The following is a 14,931-nucleotide window of genomic DNA, read 5'->3' as shown; positions in this document are numbered from 1 at the left end:
TTTCGGCGCTCACACGTTCTTGCTGTGTTGGATGGTCTGCTCCGCTGACGCGTCACGGAACAGGTTGATGGCGTCGATGTGCTGCGCCCGCATCTCCGCGTCGCGCACGCCCATGCCCTCCTCGGGGGCCAGGCACAGCACGCCGACCTTGCCCTGGTGGAGGTTGCGGTGCACGTCGTACGCCGCCTGACCGGTCTCGGCCATGGTGTAGGTCTTCGACAGCGTCGGGTGGATCTTTCCCTTGGCGATCAGGCGGTTGGCCTCCCAGGCTTCGCGGTAGTTGGCGAAGTGGGAGCCGATGATGCGCTTCAGCGACATCCACAGGTAGCGGTTGTCGTACTGGTGGTTGTAGCCGGAGGTCGAGGCGCAGGTGACGATGGTGCCGCCCTTGCGGGTGACGTACACGGAGGCGCCGAAGGTCTCGCGGCCGGGGTGCTCGAAGACGATGTCGACGTCCTCGCCGCCGGTGAGTTCGCGGATGCGCTTGCCGAAACGCTTCCACTCCCGCGGGTCCTGGGTGTGCTCGTCCTTCCAGAACCGGTAGTCCTCTGCGCTGCGGTCGATGATCGCCTCGGCGCCCATCCGGCGGCAGATCTCCGCCTTCTGTCCGCTGGAGACCACACAGATCGGATTGGCGCCGCCGGCAAGCGCCAACTGGGTTGCGTACGAGCCGAGTCCGCCGCTCGCGCCCCAGACCAGCACGTTGTCGCCCTGCTTCATCCCGGCGCCGTTGCGGGAGACCAGCTGCCGGTACGCGGTGGAGTTGACCAGGCCGGGAGCGGCGGCCTCCTCCCAGCTCAGATGCCGCGGCTTGGGCATCAGCTGGTTGGACTTCACCAGCGCGATCTCGGCCAGACCGCCGAAGTTGGTCTCGAAACCCCAGATGCGCTGCTCGGGGTCGAGCATCGTGTCGTTGTGCCCGTCGGCGGACTCCAGCTCGACGGAGAGGCAGTGGGCCACCACCTCGTCGCCCGGCTTCCAGGCGTTGACGCCGGGGCCGGTGCGCAGCACCACGCCGGCCAGGTCGGAGCCGATGACGTGGTACGGCAGGTCGTGCCGCTTGCCGAGGGGGGAGAGCTTCCCGTAGCGCTCCAGGAAGGCGAAGGTGGGGACGGGCTCGAAGATCGAGGTCCACACCGAGTTGTAGTTCACGGAGCTGGCCATGACGGCCACGAGCGCCTCGCCGGGCCCGAGTTCGGGCACCGGCACCTCCTCGACGTGGAGCGACTTGCGCGGGTCCTTCTCCCGGGAGGGGAGCCCGGCGAACATCTCCGCTTCGTCCTTGTGCACGGTGACCGCGCGGTACGACTCGGGGACGGGCAGCGAGGCGAAGTCCTCGCTCGACGTGTCGGACGCGAGGATCGCGTCGAGTATCTGGTTCACGGTGGGCCTCCGGCGAAGCACGTCTTCGAACGGCTCGAGGGAACGTCGGGGGTGGTGCGGAGAGGCGGTGCCGTCGGTTCGGCGGGTGGTGCTCGGCAGGCGCTGGTGGCGCAACTGGTGCCTGTGACGCAGGCGTCCGGGCGCACAAGGTGCTTGTGGGGACAGCCGGCACACGACGTGGTGTCTGCGCGCCGGCCGCCCGGACACGCTCAACGTATGGCACCGCGTGCCATGCGACAAGACACTGCGTGCCAACAATTTCTCTCAGATGTCATCTGAGGGCCACGAATGAGCAAAGCGGCCGCCCCGGATGGGACGGCCGCTGTTGCGCCCCGTAAGGGGCGCGGGGCTGTTACATCATGCGGCTCCGCCGCGTGGGCGCGAGCAACCGAAGACGGCCCGCAGTTGCAATGGATCAGGTGGACTTGAGCGCCTTCTCGATCACCCGCATGACCTCGCCGAGCGGCGCATCGGTGCGCGCCACGGTGACGAGCACCGACCCCTCGGCCCGCGCCGACGCGGCGGGCGCCGCGTCGCGCCCCGCCCCGATCCCCGTGCCGAACGTCTCGCGCACGATGGCGAAGGCGTGGTCGAGCTGCGCCTCCAGATCGCCCTCGCCGCCGCCGCGCAGCCAGCGCCGCAGCACGTGGTTGTGCGCGGTCACCACCGCGGACGCGGCCACCTCGGCGAGCAGCGGGTCGTCGCCCGTGTGGTGGGCGCCCTCGTCGAAGTGGCCCAGCAGGTAGCGGGTGAACAGCCGCTCGTAGCGGGCCACCGAGGCGATCTCGCGCTCGCGCAGCGCCGGCACCTCGCGCGTCAGCTGGTAGCGCTCGACGGAGACGGCCGGGGAGGCCGCGTACATCCGCATGACCTCCTTGATCCCCCGGCAGACGGTGTCCAGCGGGTTCTCGTGCGCGGGAGCGGCCTCCAGCACGTCGGCGGCCCGCACGAGGGTGTCGTCGTGGTCGGGGAAGATGGCCTCTTCCTTGGAGCGGAAGTGGCGGAAGAAGGTGCGCCGGGCGACCCCGGCCGCGGCCGCGATCTCGTCGACCGTCGTCGCCTCGTAGCCCTTGGTCGCGAACAACTCCATGGCGGCCGTCGCGAGTCGGCGGCGCATGGTGAGCCGCTGGGCGGCGGCACGGCGGGAGCCGGCGCCCGCGGAGCTCGCGCTCCGCGGCGCCCGGGCGCTTCCGGGCGCGGCGGGTTCGAGTGCGGCGCTCCCGGAGGCGCGGGTGCCGTGGGCGGACTTGGCGGGCTGGGGCATGTGGGGAACGTAACACGCGTCCGAGTGGCCGTGCCGGGGCGGACCGCCCGTGGGCTCCAGCAGCCCGCCCCAGCCGGCGTCGGCGTCAGGCCTTCGCATACTCGCGGAAGCCGCGGCCGGTCTTGCGCCCCAGACGCCCCGCCGCCACCAGGTGCTCCAGCAGCGACGCGGGGGCGAGCCCCGGGTCGCGGAACTCGCGGTGCAGGACCTTCTCGATGGCCAGCGAGACGTCCAGCCCCACGACGTCGAGGAGTTCGAACGGCCCCATCGGGTAGCCGCCGCCCAGCTTCATCGCCGCGTCGATCTGGTCCAGCGAGGCGTAGTTCTCCTGCACCATCTTCACCGCGTTGTTGAGGTACGGGAACAGCAGCGCGTTGACGATGAACCCGGCGCGGTCCCCGCAGTCCACCGCATGCTTGCCGACCCCGGCGCACACGGCGCGCACGGTGGCGTGCACCTCGTCGGACGTGAGCACCGTCCGCACCACCTCGACCAGCTTCATCGCGGGCGCGGGGTTGAAGAAGTGCATGCCGACGACGTCCTGCGGGCGCCCGGTCGCACGGGCGCACGCCACCACGGGCAGCGAGGACGTGGTCGTGGCCAGCACCGCCCCCGGCTTGCAGATCTTGTCGAGCGCCGCGAAGAGCTGCTGCTTGACCTCCAGGTCCTCCGCCACCGCCTCGATCGCCAGGTCGACGTCCGCGAGCGCGTCGAGCGAGCCCGCCGTGGTGACCGCCGCCAGGGCCGTCCCCCGCTGCTCCTCGGTGATCCGGCCCTTCTCCACCGACCGGGCCAGGGACTTGGCGATGCGCGCCTTGGCCGCCTCCGCCTTCTCCGGGGTGCGGGCCACGAGCACCACCGGGTACCCCCGCTTGGCGAACACCTCGGCGATCCCGCTCGCCATCGTGCCCGACCCCGCGACGCCGACGCTCCGGACGCTGTGCCCGGCCGCCGCGTCGTGCGTCTCGCCGGGGCTCTCCGCATCCGCGACGACCACGGCGGAGCCGGGGGCCTCGTAGGTGTAGAAGCCGCGGCCCGCCTTGCGGCCGGTCAGCCCGGCCTCCGACAGCTGGCCCAGGATCGGGGCGGGTGCGTGCAGCCGGTCGTGCGAGGCGGCGTACATGGCCTCCAGGACCGTGCGGGCGGTGTCGATGCCGATCAGGTCCAGCAGGGCGAGCGGGCCCATGGGCAGCCCGCAGCCCAGCCGCATCGCCGCGTCGATGTCCTCGCGGCAGGCGTAGCGCGCCTCGTACATCGTCGCCGCCTGGTTGAGGTAGCCGAACAACAGCCCGTCGGCGACGAATCCGGGGCGGTCGCCGATCGCGACCGGCTCCTTGCCCAGCTCGCGCGCGAGTGCGGTGACGGCGGTGACCGCGTCGGGCGAGGTGAGCACCGAGGAGACGACCTCGACCAGCTTCATGGCCGGCGCGGGGTTGAAGAAGTGCAGGCCCAGAACGCGTTCGGGGCGGGCGGAGTCGGCGGCCAGCCGGGTAACCGACAGTGCGTTGGTGCCCGTCGCCAGGATGGTGTCCGGGCGGACCACGGCGTCGAGGGCGGTGAACACCTCGTGTTTGAGGGCGTAGTTCTCGGGGACGACCTCGATCACCAGATCCGCCCCGGCGGCGTCCCGCAGTTCGCAGGAGGTGCGGAAGCGGGCCAGGGCGGCCCGGCGCTCGTCCTCGCTGATCCGCCCGCGCTCCACCGCATGGGCGGTCGCGGCCTCCAGCGTGGCTGCGGCACGGGCGGCGGCCTCCTCGCCGACGTCGATGCCGACGACGGTCCGGCCGGCACACGTGAGCACCTCGGCGATGCCGGTGCCCATGGTGCCCAGGCCGACCACGGCGACGGTCGCGAACGGCGGGGCGGACGGGGCGGGATGGGGGAGGGGAGACGGATCGGGACGGGACAGTCGGTCCATCGCGGACTCCAAGGGAAGCCCCCGTCTGCGGACACGGGGGAGACGGCGGCCGGCGGGCCCGTGAACAGGGCACGGCGACTGAGGAAAACCGCGGACGGGTAACGGGTAAGGGGGGTCCGCGGAACGGGAGTTGCGGGCGGCGGGCCCTGTCCCGGGGCCGCGCCGTGCTGCCGAACCGACGTCAGTGCAGGGCGGCTGCGTCACCAGGCCGCCGGAGAGGGGATACCCGCTCCGGCCGGGAGATTAACTCATGGGTAACCAAGAGCACCAGGGGCTGTGCGCGCGACTTACGATGTGGTCCAGGCCACTCGGGGAGGAGAGCGGGAAATGGAAGAGGAATTCCGCGCGCTGCTGAAGCGGGTTCGGGCCGAACTGGTCTCCCCTGCCGAGTTCTCGGCGTACGAACAGCTCCTCGCGCTCGTCCGCGCCGACGGCCGCGCGGCGCGCGACGAGCTGGCGCACGTCCTCGTCGCCCCCGAACGGCCGCTGTGGGCACGGGAGATCGCCGCCTTCGCCCTCGGCTCCCAGGGCGACCGCCGGGCCTTCGAGACGCTGGTCCTCCTCCTCAACTACCGCGAACCGGTGCGCTGCGCGACGGCCGCGCGCGTCCTGGCCCGGCTGCGCGACCCGCGCACCGCGAAGGCGGCGGCGGCCCTCGCCACCAATCCGCTGCGCACTGCATACGCCCTGCACCCCGTGCGCCTGCTGACCGAGCTGCGCGCTCCCGAGTCGGTGCCCGCGCTCCTCTCCACGCTGGAGCGGCTGCTCGCGGCGCGCGACCACTGCTGGCCGATCGCCCGCGCGTGCGTGGAGGGGCTGGGGGTGCTCGGCGACCGGCGCGCGGAGGCCGCGCTGGTGGCAGCGCGCGAACACGAGCGGTTGCGGCCGGCGGCCGTGGTGGCGCTGGCGCGCCTGGGGGCGCCCCGCAAGGGGCGCGGGGAACTGCGCGACCAGCCACGATGAGCCCGCAGACGGCGCACGGCGCCTTCCGGGCAATCGGGCGGCCGGGCGCCGTACCGGGGGCCCCGCACCGGATTTGGGCGGTACCCCCGATGATGGTTGGCTGTGCCGCAAGGCAGAACGGCAAGGTACGAACGTCCGGAGGACAAAGCCATGGGTCAGGTCGAGGCGACCACGGAGCGGATCATCGCGGCGAGTGCGGAGGACGTGTTCGACGCGCTGGCGGACTACAGCGGCGTCCGCCCCAAGCTGCTCCCCGAGCACTTCAGCGAGTACGAGGTGCGCGAGGGCGGCGACGGCGAGGGCACCCTGGTGCACTGGAAGCTCCAGGCCACCAGCAAGCGGGTCCGCGACTGCCTGCTGGAGGTCTCCGAGCCGTCCACCGGCCGTCTGGTGGAGAAGGACCGCAACTCCTCGATGGTGACGACCTGGACGGTCACCCCGGTCGGCGAGGGCCGCGCCAAGGCCGTGGTCCAGACCGTCTGGGACGGTGCCGGCGGCATCGGCGGCTTCTTCGAGCGGACCTTCGCGCCGAAGGGCCTCTGCCGCATCCACGACGCCGTGCTCGCCCGTCTCGCGGCCGAGACCGAGGGCGGGCAGAGCGCGGACTGACCGCCCGCCGCATCCCCGGCACCCGGGGCCCGGGCCGGAACAGACCGTTCCGGGCTCACCGGTTCGAGTGGTTTTCCCGGCCGGGCTTCCCTCTTCCGGCCACCCCCGCCCCCGCTCCGACCGGCGGAAAGTCCGCCTGAACGGCAATCCGGGGCGAATCGTCGCGCTTGCCCGTGCTTGCCCCTCTTGCAGCGAAATGCGAGAAAAAGGCGGCAACGCAGGCGCGACGAAGGGGAGAAGTTACGTGGGCGGGTCCATCGTCGAGACCACCGTGGTGAAGGGCGACAGCACACTCCTCCCGCCCCCGGCCGCAGCCGTCCCCGCCGAGGGGGAGTCCCCGCCGGGTCCCGCGAGAGTGCGCCTGGTCTTCGCCGGCCTGATGCTCACGCTCCTCCTCGCCGCCCTCGACCAGACCATCGTCGCCACCGCCCTGCCCAAGATCGTCGGTGAACTGCACGGTCTCGGCAGGATGTCCTGGGCCGTCACGGCCTACCTCCTCACCTCCACGGTCGTCCTGCCGCTCTACGGCAAGCTCGGCGACATCACCGGGCGCAAGACCGTCTTCGTCTTCGCCATCGTCGTCTTCATCGCCGGCTCCGGCCTGGCCGGCTGGTCCCGCACGATGGAACAGCTCATCGCCTTCCGGGCGTTGCAGGGCGTCGGCGCCGGCGGGCTGCTGATCGGCGTGCAGGCCATCATCGCCGACATCGTCCCGGTCCGCGAGCGCGGCCGCTACATGGGCGTCATCAGCGCCGCGTACGGACTGGCCTCCGTCGCGGGCCCGTTGCTCGGCGGCTTCTTCACCGATCACACCTCCTGGCGCTGGTGCTTCTACGTCAACGTCCCCTTCGGGTTCCTCACGCTCGCCGTCGTCGGCGGCGCCCTCAAGCTGCCCCGGCCGCCGCGCCGGGCCCGCTTCGACGTCCTCGGCGCCCTGCTGCTGACGACGGCCTCCGTCTGCCTGGTGCTGCTGACCACGTGGGGCGGCACCGAGTACGCCTGGACCTCCCGCACGATCCTCGGGCTCGGCGCGGGGGCGCTGGGCACGACGCTGCTGTTCGCCGTGGTCGAGCAGTTCGCCGCCGAGCCGATCATGCCACCGCACCTGTTCCGCGACCCGGTGTTCACCGTCACCGCGCTCGTCGGGGCGGTCGTCGGCGTCGCCATGTTCGGCGCCGCCAGCTATCTGCCCAGCTTCCTGCAGATGGTCGACGGCGTCGGCGCGACCGCGTCCGGCCTGCTGATGCTGCCCATGATGGGCGGCATCGTCGTCTCCTCGCTCTTCGCCGGCCACCTCATCAGCCGCACCGGCCACTACAAGCTGCTGCCCATCCTCGGCCTCGCCCTCTCCTCCGAGGGCATGTATCTGCTGTCCCACCTCGATACGGGCACCGGCCGGATCGTCTACAGCCTCTGGATGGCCATCCTCGGCGTCGGCATCGGCCTGTCCCTGCCCGTCCTCGTCCTCGCGGTGCAGAACTCCGTGCACCCGCAGGACCTCGGCACCGCCACCAGCGCCAACAACTACTTCCGGCAGATCGGCGGTTCGCTCGGCGCGGCCGTCTTCGGCACGCTCTTCGCCCACCGCCTCTCCGCCCGGCTCGCCACCGAACTCCCGCACCGCGCGGACCTCCCGGCCCCGGACTCCATCACCCCGCAGCTGGTGCACGCCCTGCCCGCATCCCTGCGCGACGGCTACGTCCGGGCCTACGCCGAGGCCATGCCGCGGATCTTCCTCTACCTCGTACCGGTGCTCATCGTGGGCTTCGTGCTCGCCTTCCTGCTGAAAGAGAAACCACTGGTGTCCCACCTCAATGCACCCGACGCCGCCATCCCGTCCGCGCGCACCGCATCCTTCATCGACCCGGTGACCCCGGCGCCGCCGCCGCTCGTCGCGGGCATCCCGGTGACGGGCGCCGTCCAGCACCTCGACGGCAGTACCGTGCCGCGCGCCGCGATCACCCTCATCGACGTCCACGGACGCCAGATCGGCCGCGGTGCGAGCGGCGACGACGGGCGGTACGCCCTGAGCACCCCCGGCACCGGCTCGTACGTCCTCATCGCCGCGGCCGGCGGACATCAGCCGCAGGCCGTGACCGTGACGGTCGGCGAACGCCCCGTCGAACTGGACGTGGTGCTCGGCGGTGCCGGCCGCCTGGCCGGGACGGTGCGCACCGCCGACGGCTCGCCGGTGCGGGAGGCGCTGGTGACGCTGACGAACGTGCACGGCGAGGTCGTCGCCTCGACCCGGACCGGACCGGAAGGCGGTTACGTCATCGCCGAGTTGATCGCCGGCGAGTACACGCTGGCGTCGAGCGCCCCGGCGTTCCGCCCGGCCGCGCTCCCGGTGACCGTCCAGTCCGCACGCGAGACCCGCCAGGACATCGAGCTGGCGGGCGGCGCGGTGCTGCGCGGCACCGTCCGCGCGGGCGGGGGGCGCCTGGTGGAGGACGCCCGGGTGACGCTGCTGGACGCGGCGGGCAACGTGGTCGACTCGACGGTGACGGGCCCGGACGGCACGTTCCGCTTCGTGGACCTGTCGGCGGGCGAGTACACGGTCATCGCCGCGGGGTACCCGCCGGTGGCCACGGTGCTCCAAGTCGCCGGGGGCGGGCGGACGGAGCGGGACCTGATGCTGGGTCACGCGGACTGAGGACGGGCGGGTGGGCGGGCGTGGACCGGGGCCGAAATCCCCCTTGCCGTCCCCGCCCCGCCCGCTCAATACTCAACGCATGATGAATAACCGCTATCGCGAAGCCTGGGAAGGCTTCTGGGCCGAGCAGGCAGGCGCCCAGGACGGTGCCATCTGGGACGTCAACCCCTCCCTCGCGGCCGGTCGGCACCTCGAGTTGTTCGGCCCGTACATCGACCCCGGACTCCCCATCGTCGACCTCGGCTGCGGCAGCGGCACCCAGACCCGCTACCTGGCCACCCGCTTCGCCCGCGCCGTCGGCGTCGACCTGTCGCACGCTGCGGTCGAGCACGCCCGGCGCGCCGACGGCGCGGCCTCGGCGGAGTTCGAGCAGCTCGACCTCGTGGACGCCGCCGCGGTCCGCGCCCTGCGCGAGCGGCTGGGGGACTGCAACGTCTACATGCGCGCCGTCATCCACCAGTCCGACCCGCAGGACCGCGCCCCGGTCGCCGCCGCCGTGGCGACGCTGACCGGGGCCCGGGGCCGCGCCTTCGTGCTGGAACTCGCGGGCAAGGCCAAGGAGTTGATCGAGCGGATGGCGCAGGTGCCGGACGGCCCCGTCGCGGCGCAGCTCGGGCGGGTCTTCGAGCACGGCCTGAAGCCCGCCCGTACGCAGCCCGGCGAGGTCGAGGCGCTGTTGCGCGGCGCGGGCCTGGAGATCCTGGCCTCCGGCGCGGCGGACGTCGCCACCGGCCGGCTCGGCCCGGACCTCGCCCACGGGGCCGTGCCGGGCGAGTGGTTCGTGGCGGGCCGCGGCTGACGCTCCCGCATTCCGCTGACGTGTCCCCGTTCGTGCGATAGAACGGGGACATGGTAAAGATCCTGATCTCGGCCGACATGGAGGGCGCCACCGGGGTCACCTGGCCCGGCGACGTGCTGCCCGGGGCGGCGCAGTGGGAGCGTTGCCGCCACCTCTTCACCTCCGACGTCAACGCGGCCGTCGCCGGCTTCTTCGACGGCGGCGCCGACGCCGTCCTCGTCAACGAGGCGCACTGGAGCATGCGCAACCTGCTGCTGGAGAAGCTGGACGAACGGGCCGAGATGCTCACCGGCAAGCACAAGGCCCTGAGCATGGTCGAGGGCGTGCAGCGCGGCGACGTCGACGGGATCGCCTTCGTCGGCTACCACGCCGCGGCCGGCGCGGAGGGGGTGCTCGCGCACACGTACCTGGCCAATTCGCTGACCGGCGTCCGGGTGGGCGGCACGCGGGCCAGCGAAGGGTTCCTCAATTCCCTGGTCGTGGCCGAATACGGTGTGCCCGTGGTGCTGGTGACCGGCGACGACCGGACGTGCGAGGACGCCAAGGGGTATGCGCCCCGGGCCCGTTCGGTCGCGGTCAAGGACTACGTCTCGCGGTACGCGGCCGTGTGCCGCCCGCCGGCCCGTACGGCAGCGGACATCCGGGCCGCGGCGAAGGACGCCGCCGGGCTCGCCGTGCGGCACGAGCCGGTCCGGGGCGGGCCGTTCACCTGGGAGCTGGAGTTCGACGCCGAGCACCTCGCCGGCCAGGCGACCTGCGTGCCCGGCGTCGAACAGTGCGGCGAGCGCCGGATCACCTTCACCACGCCGACCATGTACGACGGCATCCGCTGCTTCAAGGCGGTCACGACCGTCGTGTCGGCGGCGGTGGAGGAAGAGTATGGATGACGGCACGGCGGACCGGGTGGACGGGCTCGCGCTCGACGAGGTGGTGCGGTTCACCTCGGACCTGATCCGGATCGACACCACCAATCGCGGTGGCGGGGACGGCCGGGAGCGCCCGGCCGCCGAGTACGTGGCGGAGCAGCTCGCCGAGGCGGGCCTGGAACCGGTGCTGCTGGAGAAGGAACCGGGGCGGACCAACGTCGTGGCCCGCCTGGCCGGTTCGGACCCGGGCGCCGCGGCGACGCTGCTCCACGGGCACCTGGACGTGGTGCCGGCCGAGCCCGCCGAGTGGAGCGTCCACCCCTTCTCTGGCGAGGTCCGCGACGGGGTGGTCTGGGGCCGCGGCGCGGTCGACATGAAGAACGCGGACGCCATGCTGCTGGCCCTGGTGCGCTCCTGGGTCCGGGCGGGGGTGCGGCCGCGCGGCGACGTCGTGCTCGCCTTCACGGCCGACGAGGAGGACTGCGCCCTCACGGGGGCCGACTTCCTGGCCCGGGAGCACGCCGGGCTGTTCGAGGGGTGCACGGTCGGCATCGGCGAGTCCGGCGCGTACACCTTCCACGGCGACGGCGGCCTGCAGATCTACCCCGTGGGCGCGGGGGAGCGCGGCAGCGCCTGGCTGAAACTGACCGCGCGCGGCACGGCGGGGCACGGCTCCAAGGTCAACCCCGACAACGCGATCGTCCACCTCGCCGCCGCCGTCCAGCGGATCGCCGAGCACGAGTGGCCGGTACGGCTCTCCCCGCTCGTCCGGGCCGCGCTGCGCGAACTCGCCGCGGCGCACGGCATCGACACCGACCCGGACGCACCGGACTTCGACGTGGAGTGCCTGCTGAACAAGCTGGGCGCGGCGGCCAAGCTGGTGCGGGCGACCGTGCGCAACAGCGCCAACCCGACCATGCTGCACGCCGGATACAAGATCAACGTCATCCCGGCCACGGCCATCGCCTACGTGGACGGGCGGGTCGTGCCAGGCGCCGCGCAGGAGTTCCGCGACACCCTCGACCGGCTCACCGGGCCGCACGTGGACTGGGAGTACTACCACAAGGGCGAGGCGCTCCAAGCACCCGTCGACACCCCGGTGTTCGCGCGCATGAAGGCCGCGATCGAGTATTTCGCACCGGAGGGGCACGTGGTCCCGTTCTGCATGTCCGGCGGGACGGACGCCAACCAGTTCTCCCGCCTGGGCATCGCGGGGTACGGCTTCAACCCGCTCCGGCTGCCCGCAGGCTTCGACCACCAGGCGATGTTCCACGGCGTCGACGAGCGGGTTCCGGTCGAGGCGCTGCACTTCGGAGTCCGTGTTCTCGACCACTACTTCATGGATGAGCCCATGGATGAGCACAATGAACGGGCACGACGTGAGGAAGACAGTTCGGTGAACTGAGCGAACACCGTCCCGAGGAGGAGTGGCCCATGGTGTCCACGGCGCCCTACGGAGCCTGGCAGTCCCCGATCGATGCCGCGCTCGTCGCGTCGCGCAGCGGCCGGCCCACGTGCGTGGGCACGGTGGGCGACGAGGTGTGGTGGGTCGCTCCGCGCCCGGCCGAGGCCGGCCGGGCCACCCTGGTGCGGCGGCGCCCCGACGGCGCCGAGGAGTCCGCGCTGCCCGTGCCGTGGAACGTGCGCAACCGGGTCTTCGAGTACAGCGGCTTCCCGTGGGCGGGCGTGCCGCGGCCGGCGGGCGGCCCGCTGCTGGTCTTCACCCACTTCGGGGACCAGCGGCTGTACGCCTTCGAGCCGGACGCGCCCGGGGGCGCGGAGCCCGTGGCGCTGACGCCGGTGTCGGCGGTGGGCGGAGGCCTGCGCTGGGCGGACCCGGTGATCGTGCCCGGGCGGGGCGAAGTGTGGTGCATGGCCGAGGAGTTCACGGGCGAGGGCCCGTCGGACGTGCGCCGCTTCCTCGCGGCCGTCCCGCTGGACGGCTCGGCGGCCGAGGACCGCTCCGCCGTGCGGGAACTGTCGGACGACGCCCACCGCTTCGTCACCGGCCCCCGGCTCTCCCCGGACGGGCGGCAGGCGGTGTGGCTCGCCTGGGACCACCCGCGCATGCCGTGGGAGGGCACCGGGCTCAGGACGGCCCGGGTGACGGAGGACGGCCGCCTCGTGGACGCCCGCACGCTGCTGGGCGGGCCGGAGGAGGCCATCGCCCAGGCGGAGTGGGCGGCCGACGGCTCGCTGATCGTCGCGACCGACCGCACGGGCTGGTGGAACCTCCACCGCGTCGACCCCGCCACGGGCGCGGCCGCCGAACTGTGCCGGCGCGAGGAGGAGTTCGCGGGGCCGCTGTGGACGCCGGGCCTGCGGTGGTTCGCGCCGCTGGCCAACGGGCTGATCGCGGTGGTGCACGGCAAGGGCGCGGCCGTCCTCGGCATACTCGACCCCGAGTCCGGGGAACTGGTCGACGCGGCCGGGCCGTGGACCGAGTGGGCGGGGACGCTCGCGGTGAGCGGCACCCGGGCCGTGGGCGTGGCGGCGAGCCCGCGCACCGCGTACGAGGTGGTCGAGCTGGACACGGCCACCGGCCGGGCCCGCACGATCGGCGCCCGGCACACGGACCCCGTGGACCCCGCCTACTACCCCGAACCGCAGATCCGCGTCTTCACGGCCCCCGACGGCCGCGAGATCCACGCCCACATCTACCCGCCGCACAGCCCGGACTTCACCGGCCCCGCCGACGAACTCCCGCCGTACGTGGTGATGGCCCACGGCGGCCCCACGTCCCGCGTGCCCGCCGTCCTCGACCTGGACGTCGCCTACTTCACCTCCCGGGGCATCGGCGTCGCCGACGTGAACTACGGCGGCTCGACGGGCTACGGGCGTGCCTACCGCGAACGCCTGCGCGGCCGTTGGGGTGTCGTCGACGTCGAGGACTGCGCGGCCGTGGCCGCTGCGCTGGCCGAGGAGGGCACGGCGGACCGGGCCCGCCTGGCGGTGCGCGGCGGCAGCGCGGGCGGCTGGACCGCGGCCTCGTCGCTCGTGTCGACGGACGTGTACGCGTGCGGCACCGTCCTGTACCCGGTGCTGGACCTGGTGGGCTGGGCGGACGGCGGCACGCACGACTTCGAGTCCCGCTACCTCGACTTCCTGATCGGTTCCTTCGACGAGGTCCCCGAACGGTACCGGGACCGGGCCCCGCTGACGCGGGCGGACCGCGTGAAGGCGCCCTTCCTGCTCCTGCAGGGCCTGGAGGACCCGGTCTGCCCACCGGAACAGTGCGACCGCTTCCTGGAGGCGGTCGCAGGGTGCGGGGTGCGGCACGCGTACCTGTCGTTCGAGGGGGAGGGGCACGGGTTCCGGCGGAAGGAGACGATGGTACGGGCGCTGGAGGCGGAACTGTCGCTGTACGCGCAGGTGTTCGGGGTCGTGGACCCGGGGGTGCCGGTGCTGAAGCTGGGGGAGTAGGGGCCGTCCTGCGGGTGCGGGTCCGTTGTGGTTGCTCGCGCAGCTCCCCGCGCCCCTTACGGGGCGCGGCGCCCCGGTAGGGTGATCCACATGGTGATACGGCCCCGCATCCTCGGCCACGACCCCTTCCCGTCAGGGTGGGCCCGCGGCGGCCCGCCGCACGTCTGGCTGCTCCGCATCGCGGAGCACCCGACACCGACGGCAGCGGAATACGACCCGGTCCTCGACCCCGAAGAGCGCGAACGCGCAAGGGCGTTCGTCCACGACATCCACCGCAACCGCTACGCCGCCTCCCACTTGGCCCTGCGCCGCCTCCTGGGCGCATACCTCGGTGAGCCCCCCGCAGGGGTCCGGCTCAGCCGCGAACCGTGCCCCGGCTGCGGCGGCCCCCACGGCCGCCCGGCCGTCGCCGGGGCGCCGTTCCACTTCAACCTCTCCCACTCCGGCGACCTCGCCCTCCTCGCCTTCGCCGACACCCCGGTCGGCGCCGACGTCGAGGTCGAGCAACCCCTGTCCGTCGTGACAGAGGTGTCCCGCATGCTCCACCCCCGCGAGGTCGCGGAGCTCGACGCCCTCCCGGACCGCGTCCGCCCGCCGGCCTTCGCGCGCTGCTGGACCCGCAAGGAGGCCTATCTCAAGGGGACCGGCACGGGCCTCTCCGAGAGCCCGGCCGTCACCTACGTCGGTTCCGGCGAGGTCCCGGCCTCGCCGCCCGGCTGGGTGCTCACGGACGTCGACGCAGGTCAGGGTCATGCGGCGGCCATCGCGGTGGCGGTGCCCACGGGCCGCTGAGATGGTGGAGGCATGAGCCTGGCAAGCCGCGTCCGTGACGCGCTGACGCCCTCCAGGGTCGTGGTGCTCGCCGTCCTGGTCCTGCTGCTCGTCTTCGTGCTGGAGAACACCCGGCGCATCACGATCCGCCTCATCGTCCCGGAGGTGTCCGCGCCGCTGTGGCTGACGCTGGTCGCCATGCTGGTGATCGGCTGGGTCCTGGGACGCTTCGTGCATGTACGGCGGCGGCCCTAGCCCTTCAGTTGGAGATCGGTTCGGGGG

At 72.9% G+C, this 14,931-nt stretch carries 12 protein-coding genes; 9 read left to right on the top strand and 3 right to left on the bottom strand.

Features of this window, described 5'->3' with window-relative positions:
- Positions 1-9: 9 nt before the first annotated feature.
- The 3 genes from ccrA to ACLHRZ_RS28700 form a co-directional block, all read right to left on the bottom strand.
- A complete protein-coding gene (gene ccrA, locus ACLHRZ_RS28710; RefSeq protein WP_490421465.1) occupies positions 10-1,383 on the bottom strand; it encodes a crotonyl-CoA carboxylase/reductase in 1,374 nt (457 codons plus the stop codon).
- Between the two features lie 415 nt (positions 1,384-1,798).
- Positions 1,799-2,647, bottom strand: a complete 849-nt coding sequence (locus ACLHRZ_RS28705; protein WP_490421464.1) for a TetR family transcriptional regulator — start codon at positions 2,645-2,647, stop codon at positions 1,799-1,801.
- An 85-nt stretch (positions 2,648-2,732) separates the two neighbouring features.
- Positions 2,733-4,565: a 3-hydroxyacyl-CoA dehydrogenase family protein gene (locus ACLHRZ_RS28700; protein WP_490421463.1), complete on the bottom strand. Its 1,833-nt coding sequence runs from the start codon at positions 4,563-4,565 to the stop codon at positions 2,733-2,735.
- A gap of 327 nt (positions 4,566-4,892) precedes the next feature.
- Here ACLHRZ_RS28700 and ACLHRZ_RS28695 point away from each other — a divergent pair, with 327 nt between their 5' ends.
- From ACLHRZ_RS28695 to ACLHRZ_RS28655, 9 genes are all read left to right on the top strand, one after another.
- Positions 4,893-5,528: a HEAT repeat domain-containing protein gene (locus ACLHRZ_RS28695; protein ID WP_490421462.1), complete on the top strand. Its 636-nt coding sequence runs from the start codon at positions 4,893-4,895 to the stop codon at positions 5,526-5,528.
- A gap of 150 nt (positions 5,529-5,678) precedes the next feature.
- Positions 5,679-6,137, top strand: a complete 459-nt coding sequence (locus ACLHRZ_RS28690) for an SRPBCC family protein (RefSeq protein WP_490421461.1) — start codon at positions 5,679-5,681, stop codon at positions 6,135-6,137.
- Positions 6,138-6,381: 244 nt separating this feature from the next.
- Positions 6,382-8,790: an MFS transporter gene (locus ACLHRZ_RS28685; RefSeq protein WP_490421460.1), complete on the top strand. Its 2,409-nt coding sequence runs from the start codon at positions 6,382-6,384 to the stop codon at positions 8,788-8,790.
- Between the two features lie 82 nt (positions 8,791-8,872).
- Positions 8,873-9,589 (top strand): class I SAM-dependent methyltransferase, encoded by a 717-nt coding sequence (locus ACLHRZ_RS28680; RefSeq protein WP_490421515.1) that lies wholly within the window; start codon positions 8,873-8,875, stop codon positions 9,587-9,589.
- A 50-nt stretch (positions 9,590-9,639) separates the two neighbouring features.
- Positions 9,640-10,476 carry a M55 family metallopeptidase gene (locus ACLHRZ_RS28675; RefSeq protein WP_490421459.1) on the top strand — a complete coding sequence of 279 codons (837 nt, stop codon included), beginning with the start codon at positions 9,640-9,642 and terminating at the stop codon, positions 10,474-10,476.
- Entirely contained in the window at positions 10,469-11,860 is a 1,392-nt protein-coding gene (locus ACLHRZ_RS28670; RefSeq protein WP_490421458.1) for a M20/M25/M40 family metallo-hydrolase, read from the top strand. The genes ACLHRZ_RS28675 and ACLHRZ_RS28670 overlap by 8 nt, the downstream gene beginning before the upstream one ends.
- A gap of 29 nt (positions 11,861-11,889) precedes the next feature.
- Positions 11,890-13,878 (top strand): prolyl oligopeptidase family serine peptidase, encoded by a 1,989-nt coding sequence (locus tag ACLHRZ_RS28665; protein ID WP_490421457.1) that lies wholly within the window; start codon positions 11,890-11,892, stop codon positions 13,876-13,878.
- 90 nt (positions 13,879-13,968) lie between these two features.
- Positions 13,969-14,670, top strand: a complete 702-nt coding sequence (locus ACLHRZ_RS28660) for a 4'-phosphopantetheinyl transferase family protein (protein WP_490421456.1) — start codon at positions 13,969-13,971, stop codon at positions 14,668-14,670.
- 12 nt (positions 14,671-14,682) lie between these two features.
- Positions 14,683-14,904, top strand: a complete 222-nt coding sequence (locus ACLHRZ_RS28655; RefSeq protein WP_490421455.1) for a DUF1049 domain-containing protein — start codon at positions 14,683-14,685, stop codon at positions 14,902-14,904.
- Positions 14,905-14,931 lie beyond the last annotated feature (27 nt).

Source organism: Streptomyces sp. AM25, assembly GCF_058146165.1.
The sequence above is the reverse complement of the archived record's forward strand: the minus strand, read 5'-3'. Positions and strand labels throughout refer to the sequence as shown.

Coding starts and splice junctions, on each gene's coding strand:
- ACLHRZ_RS28705 (WP_490421464.1), bottom strand. CDS start 2,647: ATGCCCCAGCCCGCCAAGTCCGCCCACGGCACCCGCGCCTCCGGGAGC.
- ACLHRZ_RS28700 (WP_490421463.1), bottom strand. CDS start 4,565: ATGGACCGACTGTCCCGTCCCGATCCGTCTCCCCTCCCCCATCCCGCC.
- ACLHRZ_RS28695 (WP_490421462.1), top strand. CDS start 4,893: ATGGAAGAGGAATTCCGCGCGCTGCTGAAGCGGGTTCGGGCCGAACTG.
- ACLHRZ_RS28690 (WP_490421461.1), top strand. CDS start 5,679: ATGGGTCAGGTCGAGGCGACCACGGAGCGGATCATCGCGGCGAGTGCG.
- ACLHRZ_RS28680 (WP_490421515.1), top strand. CDS start 8,873: ATGAATAACCGCTATCGCGAAGCCTGGGAAGGCTTCTGGGCCGAGCAG.
- ACLHRZ_RS28675 (WP_490421459.1), top strand. CDS start 9,640: ATGGTAAAGATCCTGATCTCGGCCGACATGGAGGGCGCCACCGGGGTC.
- ACLHRZ_RS28670 (WP_490421458.1), top strand. CDS start 10,469: ATGGATGACGGCACGGCGGACCGGGTGGACGGGCTCGCGCTCGACGAG.
- ACLHRZ_RS28665 (WP_490421457.1), top strand. CDS start 11,890: ATGGTGTCCACGGCGCCCTACGGAGCCTGGCAGTCCCCGATCGATGCC.
- ACLHRZ_RS28660 (WP_490421456.1), top strand. CDS start 13,969: ATGGTGATACGGCCCCGCATCCTCGGCCACGACCCCTTCCCGTCAGGG.
- ACLHRZ_RS28655 (WP_490421455.1), top strand. CDS start 14,683: ATGAGCCTGGCAAGCCGCGTCCGTGACGCGCTGACGCCCTCCAGGGTC.